Raw genomic sequence first — 23,539 nt, 5'->3', positions numbered from 1 at the left:
AGGGGTGCGTCCTTTGCCAGTTCTTCATCGCGGCACCGCCAGGGGCAGTGCCGATCATTCAATTGCCGAACATCCCGGCCGTCAGCAGGAAGTCCAGGCCCAGCACGGCCAGCGATCCCGCCACCACCGTGCGCGTCGTCGCGCGCGAGACGCCCTCGGGCGTGGCCGTGGCGTAATAGCCCTGATAGAGCGCGATCAAGGTCACGGCGACACCGAAGACGATGCTCTTGAGCACGCCATTGCCGACGTCCTTCCAGACGTCCACGCCATTCTGCATCTGCGACCAGAAGGCGCCATCGTCCACACCGATGAGTTGCACGCCCACGCCCCACCCGCCAAGTATGCCGACGGCCGAGAACACCGCGGCCAGCAACGGCATGGCGATCACGCCGCCCCAGAAGCGCGGCACCAGCACGCGGCGCACCGGATCCACCGCCATGACCTCCATGGCGGATAGCTGCTCGCCGGCCTTCATCAGGCCGATCTCGGCGGTCAGCGAGGTGCCGGCCCGGCCGGCGAACAACAGCGCGGTGACCACCGGACCGAGTTCGCGCACCAGGCCGAGCGCCACCAGCAGCCCCAGCGCCTGCTCGGACCCATAGCGATTGAGGGTGTAGTACCCCTGCAAGCCCAGCACGAAACCGACGAACAGCCCCGAGACGGCAATGATCACCAGGGAATAATTGCCGATGAAGTGGATCTGCTGCACCACCAGCCCGGGACGCCGCAGCGCCGTGCCGCTCTTGAACAGCAGCTGCAGGAAAAACCGGGCGAAAGCGCCCACGCCCGCGATCGACGTCCTCGTGCCGGCGCCCACCATGATGAAGAACCGCGCAAGCCCGCCCATCAGCGCGCGCTCCGCCGGCGTTCGAGCCACGCCCGGTACTCGGGGGTCTCGGGATACTGGAAAGCCACCGGCCCATCGGGCTCGCCGTTCAGGAATTGATGCACGAACGGATCCTTGGAAGCGGACAACTCGGCAGGCGTGCCGCTGGCCACGAGCGAGCCGCGGCCCAGCAGGTACACCTGGTCGGTGATATGGAAGGATTCCTGTACGTCATGGGTGATCAGGACCGACGCACAGCCCAGGGTATCGGTCATGGTACGTATCAATTGCGCCGTCACGCCCATGGAAATCGGATCCAGGCCGGCGAACGGCTCGTCGTAGAGGATCAACTCGGGCTCGAGCACCACCGCCCGGGCCAGGGCCAGGCGGCGGGCCATCCCGCCGGAGATCTCGGAGGTGCGCAAGAACGCCGCGGCCTTCAACCCGACGGCGTCTAGCTTGGCCAATACGCGGTCCAGGATTTCCGCCTCGGACATGGACGTGTGTTCCCGCAGGGGAAAAGCCACGTTCTCGAACACGTCCAGGTCGGTGAATAAGGCCCCTTGCTGGAACAGCACGCCCATGCGCTTGCGCAGCGCGAAAAGGCGGTCGCCGGAAAGGCGGGACAGATCCTCGCCCAGCGTCACGACCCGCCCTGCCTGGGGAGCAAGCTGCCCCGTGGCGGCGCGCAACAAGGTAGTCTTGCCCGAGCCCGACCCGCCCATGATGGCAACCACCTGCCCGCGCCGGACCTGCATATCGATGTTCTGCAGGATCGTGCGCTCGCCATAGCCGACCGACAGGCGGTCGAAGGCAAGGGCGACATCGCTGGAGCTAGGTGACGAAGATCGTGCCGAATCGGGCATGTAGAACCGGGAATAGTTGAAAAGAAGGGCGGTGCCAGGGAACGAGTCGGCGAGCTCGAAGGGCAATCCAGCCCGCGATTCTACCAGCAGCTCATCCTGACACCGTGCTTAACCCGACCTGGCGACGGGTATTGCCTGCCCGGCCAATGGCCGTGCCTTCCTTGCTGAAAAGACCGCGCAGCCCGCCGAAGCGCCAGGCATTGCCCATTACGGCCGCGCAAGGGAGAGCCGATTATGACCCACGGCAGCCGCGGCCGGGTTTACGTTTTTACAACAGTGTCGCAGGCGTTTGTATCGGCATGAAAAAGCCTCCGCGTCCATACGGACCGGTCATGGGCGGCAAGAGCCGCCGCACCGGTCCTGCAGACGGGAGGCATTATGACGACGCCGAATTAACGAGTTTTTAAGCGGCGCCGCGACACCCGGAAACAGGGTAACAAATGGCGTCCGGCAGCGGCCCGCCGCACGCCGGGCCGCCTGGCGCGGGTCAGCGCGGCAGTTCCGTCGCCCCCATCAGGAAGCTGTCTACCGCGGCCGCGCACTGGCGGCCTTCGCGGATCGCCCATACCACGAGCGACTGCCCGCGCCGCATATCGCCGGCGGCGAACACCTTGTCCACATTGGTACGGTAGTCTTCGGTATTGGCGCGCGCATTGCCCCGCGCGTCCTTCTCGACACCGAACGCATCCAGCACTTGCCGTACCGGCGAGACGAAGCCCATCGCGAACAACACCAGATCAGCCGGAATCTCGAACTCCGAACCTTCCACCTCGGCCATCTTCATCTGGCCGTTGTCGCCACGCACCCATTCCACCCGGCACGCGACCAGCGCGGTCACCTTGCCGTTCTTGCCCTTGAACGCTTTGGTCGACACGGCCCAATCGCGCTGCACGCCCTCCTCGTGCGAAGACGAGGTGCGCAGCTTGAGCGGCCAGTACGGCCAGGTCAGCTCCTTGTTCTCGGTCTCGGGCGGCTGCGGCATGACTTCGAACTGGGTCACCGACGCCGCGCCATGGCGGTTGCTGGTGCCGACGCAGTCCGATCCGGTATCGCCGCCGCCGATCACGACCACGTGCTTGCCGGTCGCCATGATCTGGTCCTTGACCTTGTCGCCGGCGACGACCTTGTTCTGCTGGCGCAGGAAGTCCATCGCGAAATGCACACCCTGCAACTCGCGGCCGGGCACCGGCAGGTCACGCGGAGTTTCGGAACCGCCGGAGATCACGATGGCGTCGAATTCGGCCTGCAGCTCATCGGGGGTCTTCACGGTCGCCGAAATACCCAGGGCCTTGGCGTCTTCCGGGCGGCCGACGAACGTCGACGGCCGGAACACCACGCCTTCCTGTTCCATCTGCGCCATGCGGCGGTCGATCTGCCACTTCTCCAGCTTGAAATCGGGAATGCCGTAGCGCAGCAGTCCGCCGACGCGGTCGTTCTTCTCGAACACCGTCACATCGTGACCGGCGCGGGCCAGCTGCTGCGCGCAGGCAAGACCCGCGGGACCGGAGCCGACCACCGCCACCTTCTTGCCGGTCTTGGCCTTGGGCAGCATGGGCGTGACCCAGCCGTGCTCCCAGCCATGATCGATGATGGCGTGTTCGATGGACTTGATGCCGACCGCGTCGTCGTTGATGTTCAGGGTACACGCGGCCTCGCACGGCGCGGGGCAGATGCGGCCCGTGAACTCGGGGAAATTGTTGGTGGAATGCAGCACGGCCAGCGCCTGCTTCCAGTTCTGGCGATACACCAGATCGTTCCAGTCCGGAATGATGTTGTTGACCGGGCAGCCGTTGGTACAGAACGGAATGCCGCAATCCATGCAGCGGGCGCCCTGTTGCTTGGCTTCCTCGTTGTTCAGATGGAGTACGAATTCCTTCCAATGCTTGACGCGCTGCTCCGGCGCTTCGGCCGCTTCCTGCAGACGCTGGTACTCCAGAAATCCGGTGACCTTACCCATGGTTGTTTCCTGACAATTCTATTGAGGCCGGGCGTCGCGCAGGACGCGGCGCCGGCTTCGGATTCGTTACTGATCGCCGTGCCTCATCGGGGCTGGGCGAGGGCGGGGGCCTAACCCATGCGCGGCCCCCGCCCGGCGATACATGCTAGGCAGCCAGCTTCTGCGGGTTCTGGGCGTCCCACAATTCGCCCAGCGCGCGCCGGTATTCGGTCGGCATGACCTTGACGAACTTGGAGCGCGAGGTTTCCCAGCTGTCCATGATGTCGCGTGCCCGGAAGCTGCCGGTATAGCGGAAGTGGTTTTCCACCAGGCGGCGCAGGATGGCCTCGTCGGTGTCCCGTTCCCCGCCCCGGACCATGCTGTGCCACAGGCGGCGCGAGCCGTCCTTCTCCTGCACCGCGGCGGCCAGCACGGGCTCGAGCTCCACCATGGCAAGGTTGGCGCGCTGGCGGAAGGTGCCGTCCGGATCGTAGACGTAGGCCACGCCGCCCGACATGCCGGCGGCGAAGTTGCGGCCGGTTTCGCCCAGCACCACCACCGTCCCGCCGGTCATGTACTCGCAGCCGTGGTCACCCACGCCCTCGACGACGGCGGCCGCGCCCGAGTTGCGGACCGCGAAGCGCTCGCCCGCCACGCCGTTGAAGTAGGCTTCTCCCGACAAGGCGCCGTACAGCACCGTGTTGCCGACGATGATGTGCTCCGGCCCATGGCCGCGGAAATCGTTGGGCGAGCGCACGATGATACGGCCGCCCGACAGGCCCTTGCCGACATAGTCGTTGCCATCGCCCACCAGGTCGAGCGTGATGCCGTGCGCCAGGAAGGCGCCGAAGCTCTGCCCGGCGGTGCCATTGCACTGGATATGGATGGTGTCGTCAGGCAATCCCTCGTAGCCGTACTTGCGGGCCACCATGCCCGAGAGCATCGCGCCGATGGTGCGGTTGACGTTGCGCACCGTGGTGATGAACGACACCTTCTCGCCGCGCTCGATCGCAGGCTTGGCGCGTTCGATCAGCTGGTGATCCAGCGCCCGCACCAGGCCATGATCCTGCTCGTCGACATGGCGGCGGGCCACCTCGGCTGCGACGGCCGGCTGGTAGAACACGCGGCTGAAGTCCAGCCCGCGCGCCTTCCAGTGCTCGATGCCGGCCCGCATGTCCAGCAGGTCGGCGCGGCCGATGAGGTCGTCGAACTTGCGGATGCCCAGCTGGGCCATGATCTCGCGCACTTCTTCGGCAATGAAGAAGAAGAAGTTGACCACGTGCTCGGGCTTGCCCTGGAACTTGGCGCGCAGCACCGGATCCTGCGTCGCCACGCCCACCGGGCAGGTGTTCAGGTGGCATTTGCGCATCATGATGCAGCCTTCGACCACCAGCGGCGCCGTGGCAAAGCCGAACTCGTCGGCACCCAGCAGCGCGCCGATCACCACGTCGCGGCCGGTCTTCATCTGGCCGTCGGCCTGGACGCGGATGCGTCCGCGCAGATGGTTCAGCACCAGCGTCTGCTGCGTTTCCGCCAGGCCCAGTTCCCACGGGGTGCCGGCATGCTTGATCGACGAGACGGGCGAAGCGCCGGTGCCGCCGTCGTGGCCGGCAATGACCACGTGGTCGGCCTTGGCCTTGGCCACGCCCGCCGCCACCGTTCCCACGCCGACCTCGGATACCAGCTTGACCGAAATCGAGGCGTGCGGGTTGGCGTTCTTCAGGTCGTGGATAAGCTGCGCCAGGTCCTCGATGGAATAGATGTCATGGTGCGGCGGCGGGGAGATCAGGCCCACGCCGGGTACCGAAAAACGCAGCTTGGCGATGTATTCGGACACCTTGTGGCCGGGAAGCTGGCCGCCCTCGCCGGGCTTGGCGCCCTGCGCCATCTTGATCTGGATCTGGTCCGCGCTGGCCAGGTACTCGGCAGACACGCCGAAACGGCCCGAGGCCACCTGCTTGATGCGCGAGCGCAGCGAGTCACCGGCCTTGAGAGGCACGTCGGCCACCACGCGCTCGGCGCCCAGCACCGAGGCCAGCGTATCGCCGTCCTTGATGTCGGCCTTGCCGTGCTGCATTTCGGCGCGATAGCGCAATTCATCCTCGCCGCCCTCGCCGGTATTGGATTTGCCGCCGATACGGTTCATCGCGATCGCCAGCACCGAATGTGCCTCGGTGGAGATGGAACCCAACGACATGGCGCCGGTGGCGAAACGCTTGACGATCTCCTTGGCCGGCTCGACTTCGTCGAGCGGGATGGCATGGGCCGGATCGAACCTGAACTCGAACAGGCCACGCAACGTCATGTGGCGCTTGCTCTGGTCGTTGATGATCTGCGCGTATTCCTTGTACGTGCGGTAGTTGTCGGCGCGCGTGGAGTGCTGCAGCTTGGCGATGGCGTCGGGCGTCCACATGTGCTCTTCGCCGCGGATGCGGAACGCGTACTCGCCGCCTTCGTCCAGCGCATTCTCGAGCAGCGGGTCGTTGCCGAAAGCCGCCTTGTGCATGCGCAGCGATTCCTCGGCCACCTCGAATATGCCGATGCCTTCGATATTGCTGGCGGTACCCGGGAAGTACTGCTCGACCAAGGCGCGATTCAGGCCGACGGCCTCGAAGATCTGGGCGCCGGTATACGACATGTAGGTCGAGATGCCCATCTTGGACATGACCTTCTGCAGCCCCTTGCCGATAGCCTTCACGTAGTTGGCGATGGCCTTCTCGGGGGACACCTTGGCATCGTGCTCGTGCTCGCGCACCAGGGCCTCCATCGCGAGATACGGATGGATGGCCTCGGCGCCATAGCCGCCCAGCAGCGCGAAGTGATGCACCTCGCGCGCCGATCCGGTTTCCACGACCAGCCCGGTGCTGGTACGAAGCCCCGCGCGGATCAGGTGCTGGTGCACGGCCGACGTGGCCAGCAGCGCGGGAATCGGCACACGGGTCGCATCGACCAGGCGGTCGGACACGATCAGGATGTTGTAGCCGCTCCGGACCGCTTCCTCGGCCTGCGCACACAGCGCGGCCACCCGCGCCTGGATGCCTTCCTTGCCCCATTCGGCCGGATAGGTGATATCCAGCTCGAAGCTCTTGAACTTGCCGTTGGTGACCCGCTCGATATGGCGGATCTGCGCCATGTCGGCGAAGTCCAGCACGGGTTGCGCCACTTCCAGGCGCAATGGCGGATTGACGTTGTTGATATCCAGCAGGTTGGGCTTGGGCCCGATGAACGACACCAGCGACATGACCAGGTTTTCCCGGATCGGGTCGATGGGCGGGTTGGTCACCTGGGCGAACAACTGCCGGAAATAGTTATAGAGGCTCTTGCTCTTGTTGGACAGCACCGCCAGCGGCGCATCGTTGCCCATCGAACCCGTCGTTTCCTCACCCAGCACGGCCATGGGACGCAGGATGAACTTGTAGTCTTCCTGGGTCCAGCCGAAGGCCTGCTGCCGATCCAGCATGGGAACCGACGAGCGTCCTTCCTCGATTTCTTCCTTGACCGGCTCCGGCAGGGTGTCCAGCTTGATGCGGATGCGCTCGATCCACTGCCGGTAGGGCTTGCTGTTGGCGAGCTGGTCCTTCAGTTCCTTGTCGTCGATGATGCGGCCCTGCTCGAGATCGATCAGGAACATCTTGCCGGGCTGCAGGCGCCATTTCTTGACGATCTTGCTTTGCGGAACAGGCAGCACGCCCGATTCCGACGCCATGATGACCAGGTCATCGTCGGTCACGACGTAACGCGCCGGGCGCAGGCCATTGCGATCCAGCGTCGCGCCGATCTGGCGGCCGTCGGTGAAGGCGATCGCGGCCGGGCCGTCCCACGGCTCCATCATGGCAGCGTGGTATTCGTAGAATGCCCGGCGGGTCTCGTCCATTTCCGCATGCTGTTCCCAGGCCTCGGGAATCATCATCATCATCGCGTGGGCGATGGGATAGCCGGACATGACCAGCAGTTCGAGGCAGTTGTCGAACGTGGCCGTGTCGGACTGGCCTTCGTAGACGATGGGATAGAGCTTCTTGAGATCGTCGCCGAGCACGGGCGACTGCATCACCCCTTCGCGCGCGCGCAGCCAGTTGAAGTTGCCCTTGACCGTATTGATTTCGCCGTTGTGCGCGATCAGGCGGTACGGGTGGGCCAGCGGCCACGCCGGGAAGGTATTGGTCGAGAACCGCTGGTGCACCAGCGCGAGCGCCGTCACGGCACGGGGATCGGCCAGGTCGCGGTAATAGCGGCCGACCTGGTCGGCCAGCAGCAGGCCCTTGTAGACCACCGTGCGGCTGGAGATGGACGGCACGAAATATTCCTTGCCGTGCTTGAGCCGCATTTTCTGGATGGCATGCGAGGCCATCTTGCGGATGACGTACAGCTTGCGCTCCAGCGCGTCGGGCACCATGACATCGCCGCCGCGGCCGATGAAGAGCTGGCGGATCACCGGCTCCACATGCTTGACGTTGGGCGACATCGGCATTTCCTTGTCGATCGGGACGTCGCGCCAGCCGAGCACGACCTGCCCTTCGGCTCTGACCGCGCGCTCGAGTTCCTGCTCACAGGCCAGCCGCGAAGCGATTTCCTGCGGCAGGAATACCATCGCAACGCCGTATTCCCCTGGCGCGGGCAGCTCCACGCCTTGGGCGGCCATTTCCTGGCGATACAAGGCATCGGGAATCTGGATCAGGATGCCGGCGCCGTCGCCCATGAGCGGATCGGCCCCCACCGCGCCGCGGTGGTCGATGTTCTCGAGGATCTTCAGGCCCTGCTGGATGATGGAATGGCTTTTCTTGCCCTTGATGTGGGCGACGAAGCCCACGCCACAGGCATCGTGCTCGTTGGCCGGGTCGTACAGGCCCTGGGCCTGAGGCGCCTTGCGGGACGCGGGCAGACCGATGGCGGAGGCGTCGATGACGGCGGTCTGCGGCGGCGAGGCCGGGATATGTTCCTGACGGGATTGGGGCATGGTGCGCTCCGCTGGAGGATTCGCGCGGACGAATCCAGGTACTAGGACATCGGGCGGGGAGTGGGAGGCGTAAAGCCTTCGGACCACCGGCCGGCATTCAGCCGCGGCACGCATGGCGCTCCGCGGGGAGTGTGACGATACTGCGACGCATCAGACGGCGCAAGAAAAATAAAAAGGGGAACGTCCCCAATTTTTTCTCACCCGCAAAAACCGCCCAAATAAAATAGGGACGCACCAATTCCGTGCATTATTCGCCGATCGGTGACGCAGTTTTGCGCGGCCGCCCCCGCCTGGCAGCCACCGGCCGGCGGCTGCTCGTGCCCTCGAGGCCTTGCACGAAGGCCGGGCTCCCCAACGCCCATTGGCCATGCAGGGCTTGCTCGATGCGGGCCACCGACGCCGCGGGCAGACCGTCGAGCACCATGGCGCGGTAGCTGGCCTGGCGGTCGAACGGCGTATTGCCGCATGCCCAGTAGTCAGCGTGATCGTGCAGCAGGCTGGCCGGCGCCGCGCCCATGTGGGCGGCCGCCGAAGACCAGCGCCAATGCTCTGCATCGCCGGCCAATCCTTGCCGGACCGGTGCGGTTTCGAGCCAGATCAAGGACGGCAGGACCCAAGCCCCCGGCTCCACCAGCGTGGACCGGAACCGCCCGGCGAAGACGCGTCCCACCTGCAAACGCGCCGCCAGCCGGCGGCCCAGCGATTGGATCAGCCCCGACAGGCCCGTGGGGCCCGCCGGCGTAGCAAGCAACAACAGCTGGTCAAAAGTCAGCGCCCAGCCATGGACCGCCACCCCGTACTGACGGGCGTCGGCGGCCAGCCATGCCGCGACGTGGTCGAGGAGCGCGTTGCCGTCGCTGCTGGCCGACAAAGGCACCGTAAACCTGGCCTGAGCCAGGTTGGGAAGGTCGGGGGCGTACAGACGGGGGAGACGAGCCATGAGAAATAGGGACGCACCAGCGCAGGGTATGGAAGTTGCTGATTTCCGCGAACAATACGCCGATTCCGCGGTCTATGCAGCATGACATCTTGTGACGTCGTTCCGCCCCGCCACCGCGGCGCTCCTAGAGGAGCACACCGGGTTCCGGGATTGCTGCCGTGCTGCAATGCACAGCCATGCGTTCACGCTATCGACGTCATCAAAAAGACCCATTAGCACTCTTTGGCCCGGAGTGCTAACCTTCTTGCATGGAGGTAAGCCGTTTATGAAACGTTCGTCGAATCAGTCCAACGCTCTCGTTCCCGCCACAAGCGGTCCGGGCGCGCTGGCACTCGCGATTGCCAACCCCGGCGCGCTTGGCACGATCGAAGCCTATATCGGGGCCGTGAACCGGCTCCCCGTGCTGACGGCCGAACAGGAACACGAGCTTGCGGTGCGGTATCGCGACAAGCAGGACCTGAACGCTGCGCGTGAACTCGTGCTGTCCCACCTGCGCCTGGTGGTCGCCATCGCGCGGCAATACCTGGGCTATGGGCTGCCGCATGCCGACCTCATCCAGGAAGGAAACGTCGGGCTGATGAAGGCCGTCAAGCGTTTCGACCCCAACCGCGGCGTGCGGCTGGTGTCGTTCGCCATCCACTGGGTGAAGGCCGAGATCCATGAATATATTCTGAAGAACTGGCGCCTGGTCAAGGTGGCTACCACCAAGGCGCAGCGCAAGCTGTTCTTCAACCTGCGCAGCCTCAAACAGGATACGCACGCCCTTACGCCCGAGCAGGTGGAGGAAATCGCCGCCAGCTTGAACGTCAGGCCGCAGGACGTCACCGAAATGGAAGTGCGGCTGTCCGGCCAGGAAATGGCCTTGGAAGGCCGCACGGACGACGGCGAAACCGAATTTGCGCCCATCGCCTACCTATCCGACGAAGGCCAGCACGAGCCCAGCGCGGTCCTGGAAGAACGGCGCCGTGACGAGCTCCATGGGCAAGGCCTGCAAGAAGCCCTCGAGACCCTGGATACACGGTCGCGCCGGATCATCGAGGCACGCTGGCTGAAGGACGAAGGCGGCGCGACGCTGCAGGAACTGGCGGACGAGTTCGGTGTATCGGCCGAGCGGATACGCCAGATCGAAGCACGTGCCATGACGAAAATGCGAGGCGCGCTGGCCGCTTACGCCTGATTGCCTGGCCTGCCCATGGGCGGTCTCCGGTTATGCCGGGGCCGCCCATTTTTGCTTCCCGGCGACTGACATCCGTCACAGATAGTTACAAGATTGGAGGAAATTTACGCGAATCCCGCGCAAGCCGGTGAACTTCCTCCAACCGGTAGAACCTAACCGTCAGGTGGGACACATTTTGGGTGCAATGCCTATGTGTCGGGTTATCGGGCTTCCCCCAGCGCGATATCCCTTCCGGCGCAGGTTGCCGGTACCAACCGATACGTCCGCCTCTGCTTTTCTCCTCCCTCCCCCCCCACTTGAGGCGGATATGTTGACGGGACACCTACGGTGTCCCGTTTTTTTTGGCTCAGTCAATCAGTAGCAGGGCGGGACCAAGGACGCCGGATATACGTGCCGGCTATTCCAGCTTCATGCCGGTCTCTCGTACCAGCTTGCCGAACTTTTCGTACTCGCCCCGCATGATCGTACCGAACTGTGCCGGCGTCATCTTTGCGATCGGCGGCGTACCGTAGCCATTGAATTTGGCAATCACGTCGGGATCCGCGAGCGCCTTGACAATATCGGCGTTGATTCTCGCCACCAGGGCGGGCGGGGTGGCAGCCGGCACCATCGCGCCAAATGTCGACGAGATGTCGTAGCCGGGCACGCCCGACTCGGCCACGGTCGGCACATCGGGCAACGTAGGAGACCGCTCCGCCATCGTGCCAGCGAGGATGCGCAGATTGCCGGCCTTCACCTGCGGTACGACCGCAACCTGCCCATAGATGGCTAGCTGCACGTCGTTGGCGAGCAGGCCCTTGATACCTTCCGACCCTTTGTACGGCACATGCAGCAGCTGGACTCCCGCCATCGAACTGAACATCTCGCCAGCAAGGTTGCCGGAAGAGCCGGCTCCCGGCGTGGAGTACGCGAGCTTGCCAGGATTCTTCTTGGCGTAACCGATGAGATCCCGCACCGTCCGCATCGGCGACGACGCGTTTACGGTCAGGTACATCGGCAGGTGGGCAGCGCCGATGACGGGCGCGAAGTCGTTGAGTGGGTCGTACGGTAGTTTGCTATAGACGTGAGGATTGATGGCCCACAGCGAGCTATCACCGAACAGGATGGTGTAGCCGTCGGGCTCGGACTTGGCGACAAAGGCCGCGGCAACCAGGCCGGAAGCGCCCGGCCGGTTCTCGACGACCACGGGTACTCCCCATATTTCGGCGAGCTTCTGGGCGATCAACCGCGTGAGCGCGTCCGGGACGACGCCGGGCGTGGAGGGCACGACGACGCGAACGGCTCGGCCGGGATAGGCGGTTTCCGCGTGAGCCACGCCGCCGGCCTGCAACAGCGCGCACGCTGCCACCATGCCAGCGATGCGCCGTAGGATGCCCGCGGCGGGAGTGCGGATTGGCGATGGGTGTTGCATTGTCTCCTCCTTGTTGGATGTTGGTTTCTTGGGTCGTCCTGCTTCAGGTCTCGGCCAGCGACGGCACGCGAGCCAAGGCCTTCTTCATCCGGGCGAACTGGACCACTTGGCGTCCTACGCATTCGAGCTGGAACGCGGCCGACGGCTCGCGACATGCGCCGCTGTCGTCGAACAATGGAGTCGATGTATTGAGCACCGCGCCAAGCGGCGTAGGCCAGCCGCGCAGAGAATGGGCAATGGCCCGCAGCGCAACCAGCGCTTGGCCGGCACCCTGCCATCCCGCGCCACAAGCAATAAGGCCGATCGCGCAATCGTCGAAATAGACGCGATGGTCGCGGCTCAAGTCTTCGGTGTAATCAAGCGCGTTCTTGAGCATGCCGGAGATCGTGCCGTGGTAGGACGGCGATGCGATGATCAACCCGTCGCAGCGCCGCAGCAATGCCACCAGGCGCCGCGCGGCATCGCAACGCTCCGGACGCTCGGGCGCGTACATGGGCAAGTCGAGTTGAGGGCCTGCCAGCATGACCACCTGTGCGCCCTCCCGCTCGGCCGCGCGCAGGCTGACCGCGAGGGCCTTCTCGGAGGATGAGCCGGCCCGGGTCGTGCCGCCGAGGCCGACGATCAGGGGTGCTTGTTCCATGGCGTTTCCTTTTGATGGACTCGATGCAAAAAGCCGATGACCAGGTCGTTGAAACGATCGGCCTGTTCGATGTTGGGACAGTGGCCGCAGCGATCGAAAACATGTACTTCGCTGCCGGGAATCCGGCGGCCCAAGTCGTCGGCATAGCCCGGCTCGCGCAGACGATCCTGGGCGCCGGCCACGATAAGTGTCGGTACTGCGATAGCCTCGTAGGGAGTGCGGTCGACTCGGCCAAAGCTTCCAGACGCAGCACCCCGTGCGCCGGGTTTCAAGCGGGGCGCCGCGGCGCACTCCCATGCGCCGGGAAGCAGCGCCAATTCCTGGCGGCGTCCAACATAGGCGTCGTCATCAGCCCAGGCCGGATCGTGGAACATCGCCCTCAGTAGCGCGCGCATCGCCAGCGCCGTTCCGTCGTAGTCCAGCAAGATCTGCCGCTCCGGCGTCATCGGGACGAAACCGCCGCCACTGGCGATGACGAGCGAGCGGATCGGCAACAGGCCCGGTGTCTCTGCCGCTATGCGCAGCAGGCTGCTTGCGCCCATCGAATTACCGATGAAATCGGCTTCCGTTACCCCGCGAGCGTTCAACATTCGTTCGACGAAGCGACACATATGACGAACCGAGCGGCCGCGCGGGTCGGCGAAGTCAAACACCTTGTCGGTGCGGCCGAAGCCCAGCCAGTCCGGCGCGACGACATGGAAATGCCGGGCGAGCGCCGGCAGCGTAAACTCCCAGCTCAACTCTGCGGCGCCGCCGAACTCGCCCGAATGCAGCAGCACGACGGTCGGCCCCTCCCCTGCCTCGAGGTAATGGGTGCGAATCCCGTCGATGTCGATGTAGCCGTCCTGCATCGCGTTCACCGGACGAAATCGCGCGCCATACCGCCGGTATCGGCAAAACGACGGTCGGGCGACGCTTCCCGTCGTGCCCTCATCTCGCTTTCGTCGTAGCCGGCGGCAAGCTCCACCAGGCGAGGCTGGACCTCCTGCGCGAACCGCGTCATCGATCCCAAAGTCTCTTCGCGCGTCATCAATCCCGCGTGGCCCATCATCAGAAAGTGGCCAAAGCCGCCGCTGTATTCCCAGAACGCCTTGATCTGGTCGAAAACCTGATCCGGCGTACCGGCGAACAGGTTGCCGCGCGCCATCTGGTCCTCGACCGTGATCGGCGTAGCTTCGCCAGCCTGCGGTTTGAGAAACTGCGCTGCGACCGCCGGCGGGTGGTAGCCCGGCGGGTTGGAGAACTGCGGCGCGCCCTTGCTGGTATTCATGTACCAAAGCAGCTTTTCGGCCCCTTCGCGCGCCTGTGCCTCGTTATCGCCTACGAATACCAGCGCGCAGTAGGCGAGCCGGTCGAGCGGTGCCGGCTTGCCGTGTGCATCCAGATAGGCTTGGCGATAGCCGTCGAAGATCTTGCGGATGTTCTGGTATCCCGCGAGAAAGACTGCGCCGACGTGGCCCCGCTTGGCGACGGGCGTGGTACTGGGGCCGCTTCCCACGGTGATCCAGACAGGCGGATGCGGCTGCTGCCAAGGGCGGGGCCAGATGTTGACCTGGCGATGAGTGTAGAAGCGGCCTTCGAAATTGAACGGGCCATCGTGCGTCGTCCAGGCCTTCAGGATCAGGTCGTGTGCTTCCCAGACGCGCTGACTTCCTCGGAAAGCGCTGATGTTGGCTGCCGAGGCTTCGTAGGGCACGCCACGCACGAAGCCACATTCCAGACGGCCGCGCGACAGCACGTCGATCATCGCCATCTCTTCCGCCACACGCACCGGCTGGTTGCGGTTGGCAAGCGGATTGCCCAGCACCAGCAGCCTGGCCCGGCTGGTCTGGCGCGCCAGGATGCTCAGCATCAGCGGCACGGCCGGCACCGTGCACGTGGGCGTCTGATGGTGCTCGTTCAACATCAAGTCCAGGCCCAGGTCTTCCGCCTCGAGCCAGAGGTCGAGGTACATGTGGTACAGATCGGCGCCTATACGCGGGTCGTAGTGTCCATTGGGCAAGGTGACACGGATCGATTCATAGCTGGCCGGGTCCGGCAGATATGGATAGGGGCACTCATTGAAGAACCAGGTTTTCATGGCAATTCCTGTCAGGCAGCGGAACGGAGGGCAACGAAATCGAGGACGCGGCGGGCGAAGGCTTCGGGCTGCTCGATGTGTGGCGCATGGCCTGCCGCGCCTATCACCCGCAGATCGGCCTGCGGAATCAATCCGGCGTAGGCGCGGCCGTAGTCGGGCGTGACCAGGCGATCGCTGGCTCCCCACAGCAGCAGGGTCGGCACGCTAATCCGTTGCAGCCGGTTCGGCAGCTTCGGGTTGTGCATGTAGGGATCCCAGGTGTACATCCCTAGCGCGACACGGTTGGCGGCGGCCGCCTGCCACTCCTCATCGCTGCGCTGCGTCGCACCGGGCGCTTTCGCGGGGTCGTGCCACATCAAACGTTCTACGTCCTCCGGCGACATTGCAAAGATGTCGGGAATGTCGCGATCATCGCGGCCGCCGGGCTTGATGCCCAAGGCGTCGACCAGGATCAATTGCCCGATACGCTGAAGGTTCCTGACCGCGATTTCGGCCGCGGTCCAACCTCCCATGGAAAAGCCCATCAGCACGGCATCCTGCAAATCGAGCGCATCCATCAAATCGAGATACAGGTAGACCAGATCCTCCATTCCGTCGAAATGGTCCGGAATGGCAGTTCCGGCGAAACCGGGATGTACCGGCTCGATGACCTCCATGTGCTGCGCAAGTAAATCGGCGAACGGACGAGACGCAACGGGGCCGCCTCCGCCGTGCAGCATTAACAGCGGGCGTCCGTGTCCCTTGCGGCTGATTGGCACTTCGATGCCTTGCAGGGTGACTGTTGTCTGGGTAAGGCTCATGGAACTTCTCCGGCAGGTGGGGCGCGCGACAGCGGTAGCCGTCCGGCGCAGTCTTCGGAGAAATTATTAATGATTAATCTTTAATGAAAAATCAGGGTAAACCACCAGATTTTCGATCCATGACGGAGCTACAGGCCGGGCGACAGTCCGAGGCCGATCAATGGCCGGCGGACGATCCGACGGGCGGCGCCCCGAGCGCCGACGACATCGCGGCGCTCGAGCGCCGCGATCAGTTGGCGCCAGGGCTCGCTCACTTCGTCCGGGTCGGTGCTATTGCGTAGCGCGGTGTGAAAGTACATCCGTGCCTGCGAGGTGAAGCGGCTCCAATTCTGAGCGAGACGCCGGTTGCCGGAACATTCGCAGACCCAATGGTTCAGGGAGTGGCCAAGAGCCATCTGGCCCTTGATGTCGCCCTCGTCCAGATGCTTTTCGAGTTGGAGCAACATCCGCCTCCCCTCTTCCAGTTGTGCCGCCGTAATATGGCTCGCGGCCAGTTCGGCGGCCAGTTCGAGTAGCGCAGCCCGCAATTGGAAGATCTCGACGATCTCGTCGCCACTAAGCTCGACGACACGCACGCCGCGCCACGGCTCGCGCACCAGCAGTTCCTCACTGACCAGCAGCTGCAGCGCCTCGCGAATCGGCCCGTTGGAATACCCGAACTCCTCGGCCAACGCGCTTTCGCGTATCCACATCCCCGGCGGATAAACGCCCGTCACGATGCGGTCGCGAAGCACTTCTGCCAGGCTGCTGCCTATCGATTGCGTTGCGCCGGGCGGCATAGTCGCCGGCGGCATGTCCTCAGTCGCGGACCGAACGGTGGTGTTGGAAGGAGAGGAAGGTGCGCGGCGAGGCATGGTGAAGGCCAGGAGTAGACCCATGAATCGTTAATGATTCATAGCGGTTCGATTTATACCATGCGCCCCGGCGAAGCGCGGTCATGGGAACAGCTACCGGCCCGCCGGTCGGACTCATGCCAACAACTGCCGGATATCGCTGGCCAGCGCCTCTGCGCCGCTGTTGTGACGCGCGAACAGCCGCAGTTGGCCTTCGGGGTCGAAGATATACACACCGGCGGTATGGTCCATGGTGTAGGAACCCGGCTCCTTGCCGGGCACCTTGGCGTAGAACACCTTGAACGACTTGGCCACACGGGCAGTCGCGTCGGGATCGCCGCGCAGTCCGAGGAAGGAGGAATCGAACTGCGTCACGTACTGGCGCAAAACCTCGGGCGTATCGCGCTCGGGGTCGACCGTGACGAACACGACCTGGACCCGCTCGCCCTCCTTGCCGAGCAGGTTCTTGACCTGCACGAAATCGGCCAAGGTCGTGGGGCATACGTCCGGACATTGCACGAAGCCAAAGAAAACAACCAGTACCTTGCCCTTGAAGTCCTGCAGGGTACGGGGCTGGCCGTTGAAATCCGTCAGGGAAAGATCCGTCCCCAGGTCCGATCCGCTCACGTCGGTACTGTTGAACGCGGGCTTCTGCTTGCATGCGGCCAGCAACCCGGCCGCTACCGCGGCGGCGCCGGCCCGCAGCACGAAGCGGCGGGAGTCGGAAAATCCTGCAATCATCAAAACCTCCTCAAGTCATCTTGCCCTGGCGCACCGGGCGCCATTCTCCCCGGGGAGCGGCACCGGCACGCCGGACGGCCCGGCGCCCTACCACCAGTGGTCGACCAGCAAGGCCGCGAACAGCAGGGCCAGGTACAGGATGGAGAAACGGAACAGGCGCCGCGCCAGTTCATCGCTATAGCTGCGGTAAAGCTTCCACGCGTAGCCCACGAATACCGCGCCCAGCGCCACGGCGCACACCAGGTAGACCAGCCCGCTCATCCGGATCACATACGGCAGGACCGAGGTGGCGAACAGCGCTATCGAGTACAGCAGGATGTGCAGGCGGGTGATTTTCTGCCCATGCGTGACGGGCAGCATGGGCAGACCGGCGTTCTCGTAATCCTTGGTGCGGTAGAGCGCCAGCGCCCAGAAATGCGGCGGCGTCCAGATGAAGATGATGAGCACAAGGAGCCATGCTTCGGCGGGCACGCTGTCGGCCACCGCCGCCCACCCGAGCGCGGGCGGCATGGCGCCCGACAGGCCGCCGATCACGATGTTCTGCGGCGTGCGGGGCTTGAGAATGACGGTGTAGATCACGGCATAGCCCACGAAGGTGGCGAAGGTCAGCCACATGGTGAGCGGATTCACGAGGGTGTAGAGCACCACCATCCCGAGGCCGCCGACCACGCCCGACATGGCGATGATCTGCAACGCCCCGATGTCGCCCCGGGCGGTCGGCCGGTGCGCGGTCCGCGCCATCCTGGCATCGACCTGTTCTTCGATGAGGCAATTGATCGCAAATGCGGCCGCCGCAAGCAGCCAGATGCCGATCGTGGCTGCCACGACGGTGCGCCACGGCGGTACGGTGGGCGTAGCCAGGAACATGCCGATGACGGCACAGAAAACGGCGAGCTGGCTCACGCGGGGCTTGGTCAGTACCCAATATTGCCGAAGACGCAGACCAACGTTAGACACTCGAATGCTTTCCATGAGGAATCCGGAACTTCAAAAAGCGTGCGCGGCCTCTCCGGGCGGCCGGCGAGCCCGCGCCAGCCTGACCAGCAGCGTCACGCACAAGATGGTCAGGACGGCGGCCCCGCCGTTATGCAGCACGGCGATCACTATAGGCCATTGCAGGAAAATGCTGGTCAGGCCGGTCAGGAGCTGCACGCACAACATGCCCAGCAACGCCGTCGCGGGGCCCTTGAGCCCGTCGTAGCGGCGCAACTTGAGGGCCAGCCAGCCCAGATAGACCAGGACCACGAAGGCGAAGTTGCGATGAGTCCAATGGATGGCCGTCAACGCACTTTGCGAAATAATTTCGCCCGAAGGCAGCTGCCCCAACGCCCGCACGATCGAGTACCCGCCACGAAAATCCATCTCGGGCAGCCATTGCCCGTGGCAAGTCGGAAAGTCCATGCACGCCAGGGCCGCATAGTTGGTGCTGACCCAGCCACCCAGGGCCAATTGGGTATAGAGCAGCGCAAGCCCGACCGCGGCATATCCCCACCAGCGCCCGGCACTGGCCGGAATGTCGGGCAGCACGGTCTGTCGGGCCGAGAGCCAGGTCAGCAGCGCCAGCAGGCTGATGCCGCCCAGCAGGTGCGCGGTCACGACGACCGGCATGAGCTGGTGGGTCACCGTCCAGGCCCCGAACGCGCCCTGCAGGCACACGGCGGGCAGGATCACGGTTGCCAGCCATGGCGACTGGGCAAGCACCCGGCGATGGCGCCAGGCCACCACCACGATGGCAATGATCAGGATGCCCAGCAGGGTGCCGGCATAGCGATGAATCATCTCTATCCAGGCCTTCGACAGTGTAACCGGTCCTTCCGGCATCGCCGTGGCGGCCGCATGGATGTGATCCAGCGCGCCGATGGGCGAAGCCTTTCCGTAGCACCCCGGCCAATCCGGGCAGCCCAGGCCCGAGTCCGTCAGGCGCACGAAGGCGCCGAACATGATCAGATCGAAGGTCAGGAACATGGTGACCGCTACCAGCCTGGCGTAGCGGGCGCGTATGCGGGCGGCGCGGTCTGCCGGTCGTTGTACTGCTGTATCCATTCCCTGCCCTCACCCTATGCGCGACGCGTGCAGCAGCTTGCCGATGTCCTTGCGCAGGCGCGTGGGATCGGGATTCTCGGGGAAACGCAGCATCTGGTTGCCAAGCGGATCGATCAGCCATATGTGCTGCCGAAGTGCCGGGCCACCGGGACTCACGTCCGCGGGCAAGGCAAGAAAGCGCGCCGCCTGCGCGGCGTTGGCCCGCACCATGTGCGTACCCTCGTAGGCCCGGATCACCATGGTCGGTACCGGCTCGTCGTCGAGGATCAGCCATACACGCTCGATGCGGGCGACATTCTTGCCCGTGCTGGCATGGGTCTGGCGCATGATGTAGAGCTTCTTGGCGCACTCCTCGCCGCAGGCGCCGCTATCGGCGGTCACCATGACCCATTTGCCGGCCAGGCTCCGCAAATCGAAGGGCGTGCCGTCCAGGTCCGTCAGCTGAAGCTGCGATGCGTCGGGCACTGGCCGCTGGGGCTCGACCAGGTGGCCATAATTGCTGCCCGGGCCGCGCGGCCCCCAGTCCAGGAAATAAACCAGCGCCGCCGCCACGACCGGCGCGGCGCACACGATCAATACGGCGTACAGCGAAAACAGGGACCGCTTCTTGCGCGGCGTTGGCCGCGCGCCGTCAGTGTGTCGAGCGGAGGGATCGGACAAGGAGGACTCCAAAAGCGATGGCGGCAATCGCCGCGAACGAAAACCATTGCAACGCATAGCCGCGGTGCGTATCGACGTTGGTGGGCGGCCCGGCCCATTCACGCACCAGGCCGTCCGGCGCATCCCCGGTCTGCTCCAGCACGACCGGCAGCAGTCCCACGCCCGCGGCCTCGCCATAGGACGGCAGGTCCAGGTTCTGCATCCGTGGCGGCGGACTGCCCGGCCCGGGCCACGGCCGCGGCAACGCCTCGGGGTGGCCCCCCAGCGCGCCGAGGTCCAGCAGGCGCGGAATTTGCGGAATCAACTCGCCTCGCACCGTCACCGGCCCCGTTGGCGTATCCACCATTACCGGAGCGTCCGGCACGGGCCGCGGGACCCAGCCGCGCAGCACGGCGACGGCCCCGCCGCCCCGCTCGAGTGCCAGGGGCGTCACGACCCAGAAACCAGGCCGTCCCTGCGCCATACGGTTCTCCAGCAGTACCGTGCGCTCGGCCAGCCAGCGCCCCGTCGCCGCCGCCGGCCGCCACGGGACCAGCTCGGCACGGTCGAGGCCGGCTGTCAATTGCAGCGGCGCCAGCTGACGCCCCGCTTCTACCGACGCCAGGATTCCCCGCTTTTCCTCGGCACGCTGCAATTGCCAGCGGCCCAATGCCACTGTGGCGGCCACCGTCAAGGCCAGCAATACGAGCGCGACCCCGATCTTGTGACGGCGCGGGCGCGGCGTAAGGCCCGCAGGGGAAGAATGCAAAACTGCCTCCTCAACCCCCTGTGCCTGCGATAATCCCAGCCAGGAGGAGAAACTTGATGCGCTTCATCGTCGCCATAGCCTTCATCGGCATTCTTTGCAGTCTGGGTTCGGCAGTGGTCTTTCTGATGAAGGACACCGGTAACAGCAAGCGCATGGCCTATGCGCTTACGGTCCGGATCGGGCTGTCGGTCCTGCTGTTCCTTTTCGTGCTGTTTGCCCATTGGATGGGCTGGATCCAGTTCACGGGACTGAGGTGACTCCCGGCCGGTGACGCGGCGTCCTCAGGCGGCTCCATGGGAGGCCGATATGGGGCAAGTTGCCGCCCTCCAGCATCGCAAGCAACGCAGGAACGGACTGCCAGCATGCCCCGTTATTTTGCCCGAGCCGCGGTAGCCGGCCGATACGTCAAAACGTCGCACCCCCGGACTGGCAGGCCGGCCTCGCGGGAGGCCGCCCGATAGAACCGCGAGCCCAGCGCTAGCTTGCGCTACCCGGCGAGGTGGGGCCCCGGGGCGCCGTACAGCGCCTCCAGATCCGCTTGCCAGCCCGCCGGGACGCGGCGAGAACCGCCCCCGGCTGCGCTCCCCGGCTAGCCTCGCTAGAACCAGTAAACGAGCAGGTACAGGCCCAGCCACACCACGTCGACGAAGTGCCAGTACCAGGCGGCGCCTTCGAAACCGAAATGGTGGGTCGGCGTGAAATCGCCACGGATGACCCGCCGCAATATGACCGCCAGCATCAGGGCGCCCATGGTCACGTGGAAACCGTGGAACCCCGTCAGCATGTAGAAGGTGGAACCGAACGCGCCGGACGTCAGCTTCAGGTTCAGGTCGCTGTAGGCGTGAATGTATTCATAGGCCTGGCAGCCCATGAAGATTGCGCCAAGCAGGATGGTCATGGCCAGCCACAGCGCACAGCGTGCGCGGTTGTTGGCCAGCAGGGCGTGGTGGGAGATCGTCAGCGTTACGCCCGAGCTGAGCAGCAGCGCCGTGTTGATGGTGGGGATCCAGAACGGGCCCATGGCCGTGAACGGCTCGATCGTGCCGGCGGGGCCGGTATTGGGCCAGGCACCGGTGAAACCGGGCCACAGCACTAGGCGATGGTCGAGGTCGGCGAGCTCGGGGGTGGTGAAAAGCCGCGCGTAGAACAAGGCGCCGAAGAATGCCCCGAAGAACATGACTTCGGAGAAGATGAACCAGCTCATGCTCCAGCGGTAAGAGACGTCGACCCGCTTGCTGTAGAGCCCGCCCTCGGACTCGGCGATGGAGTCCCCGAACCAGCGGTACAGCACGAACAGGAGCCCCAGCACGCCCGCCAGGACACACCAGGGACCGGCCGCGACGCCATTGACCCACAAGGCCATGCCCAGACCGAAGAACAGCAGTGACAGGCTGGCCGTGACCGGGTGCATGGAGGGTGCCGGCACGAAATAGTATGGCGCCTCCTTCCCCGAAACCGAGTGACTTGCACTCATCTCAACTCTCCTTCGCGAATTCCACTAAACCGCACGATTCGATGGCGGCCCCCACGGGCCACCCGGATTCTTCTAGCTGACTACCGCCCTGACGATCAGCAGCAGCACCACCACAAACACGACGGCCATGATCAGGCCGGCGACGATAACGTAGATCGGATTGAGCTTGGACGCATCCTCGCGATAATCGGCCCCGCGCCGCAACCCGATGAAAGACCACAATACGGCCTTGATGGTCTGGAAAAAATTCAGCTTGCGACCCGCTGCGGACTTCAGATCATCGCTCATACTCCTCCCGCGGGCGCATCGGCCCGCACGCCCGCCGACCTGCCACCGATTTCGAAGAAGGTGTATGACAGCGTGATGGTCTGGACGTCTTGGGGCAGCTTCGGATCGACCACGAATACCACCGGAAACTGCCGGGTCTCGTGCGCCTTCAGGTCCTGCTGCGCAAAACAGAAGCACTCGAGCTTCTTGAAATACTGGCCGGCCAGCATGGGGGCGTAGCTGGGGATGGCCTGGCCCGTCATTTCGCGATCCTGCTGGTTGGCGACCTCGTAGACGATGGTGGCCAGTTCGCCGGGATTCACGTCCATCGAGCCCTGCACGGGGCGGAAGCGCCATGGTCCATGGATGTTCGCGTCGAACACGACCTTGATCGTACGGCTGGTATCGACCTGGGTATTGCGGGCGAACCGGGCCGCATCCTCGTCGACCTTCGTCAGCACGTTGATGCCCGTGACCTCGCAGATGGCGCGATACAACGGCACCAGCGCGTAGCCGAAGCCGAACATCAGCGCGATGATGACCGCCAGCTTGCCGAGCATCTGGCGATTGTCGCGCCGCGTGGACGGCTGGGTATCGGGATCGGGGTTGTTCATGGGCACCTCCGGCGTATACGGTTCAGCCGAGCCAGACCTTGCGCAGGATCACCGCCAGGAAAAAAGCGATGACGAGCAATGCCAACGCGAGGCCCGTGCGCCGGTTGCGCCGGCGCTGCTCGGGAGTGACCATTTACTTGACCACGGGCGGCGTTTCGAACGAATGATGCGGCGCGGGCGACGGCAGCGTCCATTCGAGCCCGCCGTCCTCGGCACCCCACGGGTTGGCCGGCGCCGGTTCTCCCTGGCCGCGGCACGCCTTCACCACGACGTACAGGAAGAGCAACTGCGACAGGCCGAACCAGAAGGCGCCGATGGTGGCGATCTGGTGAAAATCGGTGAACTGCGCGGCATAGTCCGCATAGCGGCGTGGCATGCCGGCCAGGCCCAGGAAGTGCATGGGGAAGAACGTGACGTTGAACGAGATCAGCGACGACCAGAAATGGATCTTGCCGAGCTTCTCGTCATACATCACGCCCGTCCACTTGGGCAGCCAGTAGTAGGTGCCGCCGAACAGCGCGAACAGCGA

General features: G+C 64.7%; 23 protein-coding genes. 2 read left to right on the top strand and 21 right to left on the bottom strand.

From position 1 onward, the window contains the following. Positions 1-58: 58 nt before the first annotated feature. The 5 genes from mlaE to QHC78_RS20015 all read right to left on the bottom strand — a co-directional run bounded on the left by mlaE (position 59) and on the right by QHC78_RS20015 (position 9,522). On the bottom strand, positions 59-820 hold the full coding sequence (gene mlaE, locus QHC78_RS20035) for a lipid asymmetry maintenance ABC transporter permease subunit MlaE (RefSeq protein WP_413816502.1): 762 nt from the start codon (positions 818-820) through the stop codon (positions 59-61). A gap of 26 nt (positions 821-846) precedes the next feature. Next, on the bottom strand, positions 847-1,692 hold the full coding sequence (locus tag QHC78_RS20030) for an ABC transporter ATP-binding protein (protein WP_319747745.1): 846 nt from the start codon (positions 1,690-1,692) through the stop codon (positions 847-849). A gap of 487 nt (positions 1,693-2,179) precedes the next feature. Then, entirely contained in the window at positions 2,180-3,649 is a 1,470-nt protein-coding gene (locus QHC78_RS20025; RefSeq protein ID WP_319747744.1) for a glutamate synthase subunit beta, read from the bottom strand. 145 nt (positions 3,650-3,794) lie between these two features. Further along, a complete protein-coding gene (locus tag QHC78_RS20020) occupies positions 3,795-8,582 on the bottom strand; it encodes a glutamate synthase-related protein (protein WP_319747742.1) in 4,788 nt (1,595 codons plus the stop codon). Between the two features lie 247 nt (positions 8,583-8,829). Next, a complete protein-coding gene (locus QHC78_RS20015) occupies positions 8,830-9,522 on the bottom strand; it encodes a hypothetical protein (protein ID WP_319747740.1) in 693 nt (230 codons plus the stop codon). Positions 9,523-9,787: 265 nt separating this feature from the next. Between QHC78_RS20015 and rpoH the strand changes: the two genes are divergently transcribed. After that, the gene (rpoH, locus tag QHC78_RS20010; RefSeq protein ID WP_319747738.1) at positions 9,788-10,699 is read left to right on the top strand and encodes an RNA polymerase sigma factor RpoH; all 912 of its coding nucleotides are present in this window, start codon (positions 9,788-9,790) and stop codon (positions 10,697-10,699) included. Between the two features lie 397 nt (positions 10,700-11,096). Here the strand turns inward: rpoH and QHC78_RS20005 are convergent, their stop codons facing one another. From QHC78_RS20005 to QHC78_RS19955, 11 genes are all read right to left on the bottom strand, one after another. Next, a complete protein-coding gene (locus QHC78_RS20005) occupies positions 11,097-12,110 on the bottom strand; it encodes a Bug family tripartite tricarboxylate transporter substrate binding protein (RefSeq protein WP_319747736.1) in 1,014 nt (337 codons plus the stop codon). Between the two features lie 43 nt (positions 12,111-12,153). After that, positions 12,154-12,750, bottom strand: coding sequence for an NADPH-dependent FMN reductase (locus tag QHC78_RS20000; protein ID WP_319747734.1), 597 nt, complete (start codon positions 12,748-12,750; stop codon positions 12,154-12,156). Beyond that, positions 12,732-13,601: an alpha/beta fold hydrolase gene (locus QHC78_RS19995; protein WP_319747732.1), complete on the bottom strand. Its 870-nt coding sequence runs from the start codon at positions 13,599-13,601 to the stop codon at positions 12,732-12,734. The genes QHC78_RS20000 and QHC78_RS19995 overlap by 19 nt, the downstream gene beginning before the upstream one ends. A gap of 5 nt (positions 13,602-13,606) precedes the next feature. After that, positions 13,607-14,830 carry an LLM class flavin-dependent oxidoreductase gene (locus tag QHC78_RS19990; RefSeq protein ID WP_319747731.1) on the bottom strand — a complete coding sequence of 408 codons (1,224 nt, stop codon included), beginning with the start codon at positions 14,828-14,830 and terminating at the stop codon, positions 13,607-13,609. Between the two features lie 11 nt (positions 14,831-14,841). After that, complete coding sequence (locus QHC78_RS19985; protein WP_319747729.1) at positions 14,842-15,630, bottom strand: alpha/beta fold hydrolase; 789 nt, start codon at positions 15,628-15,630, stop codon at positions 14,842-14,844. Positions 15,631-15,758: 128 nt separating this feature from the next. Continuing rightward, entirely contained in the window at positions 15,759-16,424 is a 666-nt protein-coding gene (locus QHC78_RS19980; RefSeq protein ID WP_319747727.1) for a GntR family transcriptional regulator, read from the bottom strand. Between the two features lie 174 nt (positions 16,425-16,598). Then, positions 16,599-17,204, bottom strand: coding sequence for an SCO family protein (locus QHC78_RS19975; RefSeq protein WP_319747725.1), 606 nt, complete (start codon positions 17,202-17,204; stop codon positions 16,599-16,601). Positions 17,205-17,291: 87 nt separating this feature from the next. Then, a complete protein-coding gene (gene cyoE, locus QHC78_RS19970; RefSeq protein WP_319747723.1) occupies positions 17,292-18,176 on the bottom strand; it encodes a heme o synthase in 885 nt (294 codons plus the stop codon). A 15-nt stretch (positions 18,177-18,191) separates the two neighbouring features. After that, positions 18,192-19,247: a COX15/CtaA family protein gene (locus tag QHC78_RS19965; protein WP_319747721.1), complete on the bottom strand. Its 1,056-nt coding sequence runs from the start codon at positions 19,245-19,247 to the stop codon at positions 18,192-18,194. 9 nt (positions 19,248-19,256) lie between these two features. Beyond that, the gene (locus QHC78_RS19960; RefSeq protein ID WP_319747719.1) at positions 19,257-19,907 is read right to left on the bottom strand and encodes an SCO family protein; all 651 of its coding nucleotides are present in this window, start codon (positions 19,905-19,907) and stop codon (positions 19,257-19,259) included. Next, a complete protein-coding gene (locus tag QHC78_RS19955) occupies positions 19,879-20,655 on the bottom strand; it encodes an SURF1 family protein (RefSeq protein WP_319747717.1) in 777 nt (258 codons plus the stop codon). Before QHC78_RS19955 ends, QHC78_RS19960 begins: the two co-directional genes overlap by 29 nt. Before the next feature lie 56 nt (positions 20,656-20,711). On the opposite strand from QHC78_RS19955, the gene QHC78_RS19950 reads away from it, so the two are divergent. Then, positions 20,712-20,912, top strand: a complete 201-nt coding sequence (locus tag QHC78_RS19950; RefSeq protein ID WP_319747715.1) for a twin transmembrane helix small protein — start codon at positions 20,712-20,714, stop codon at positions 20,910-20,912. A gap of 341 nt (positions 20,913-21,253) precedes the next feature. Here QHC78_RS19950 and QHC78_RS19945 read toward each other — a convergent pair whose 3' ends face one another. The 5 genes from QHC78_RS19945 to QHC78_RS19925 all read right to left on the bottom strand — a co-directional run. Beyond that, positions 21,254-22,129: a cytochrome c oxidase subunit 3 gene (locus tag QHC78_RS19945; RefSeq protein ID WP_319747713.1), complete on the bottom strand. Its 876-nt coding sequence runs from the start codon at positions 22,127-22,129 to the stop codon at positions 21,254-21,256. Positions 22,130-22,201: 72 nt separating this feature from the next. Further along, positions 22,202-22,417 (bottom strand): DUF2970 domain-containing protein, encoded by a 216-nt coding sequence (locus tag QHC78_RS19940; RefSeq protein ID WP_319747711.1) that lies wholly within the window; start codon positions 22,415-22,417, stop codon positions 22,202-22,204. Next, on the bottom strand, positions 22,414-23,010 hold the full coding sequence (locus QHC78_RS19935; protein WP_319747709.1) for a cytochrome c oxidase assembly protein: 597 nt from the start codon (positions 23,008-23,010) through the stop codon (positions 22,414-22,416). The genes QHC78_RS19940 and QHC78_RS19935 overlap by 4 nt, the downstream gene beginning before the upstream one ends. Before the next feature lie 22 nt (positions 23,011-23,032). Next, positions 23,033-23,143, bottom strand: coding sequence for a cytochrome oxidase small assembly protein (locus QHC78_RS19930; RefSeq protein WP_319747708.1), 111 nt, complete (start codon positions 23,141-23,143; stop codon positions 23,033-23,035). Further along, positions 23,144-23,539 (bottom strand): cbb3-type cytochrome c oxidase subunit I (locus tag QHC78_RS19925; protein ID WP_319747706.1); only part of this gene is annotated, 396 nt, incomplete at its 5' end.

It is taken from the genome of Pigmentiphaga sp., assembly GCF_033795525.1.
Taxonomy (GTDB): domain Bacteria; phylum Pseudomonadota; class Gammaproteobacteria; order Burkholderiales; family Burkholderiaceae_B; genus Pigmentiphaga.
This window is presented reverse-complemented; position numbering and strand designations above follow the sequence as displayed.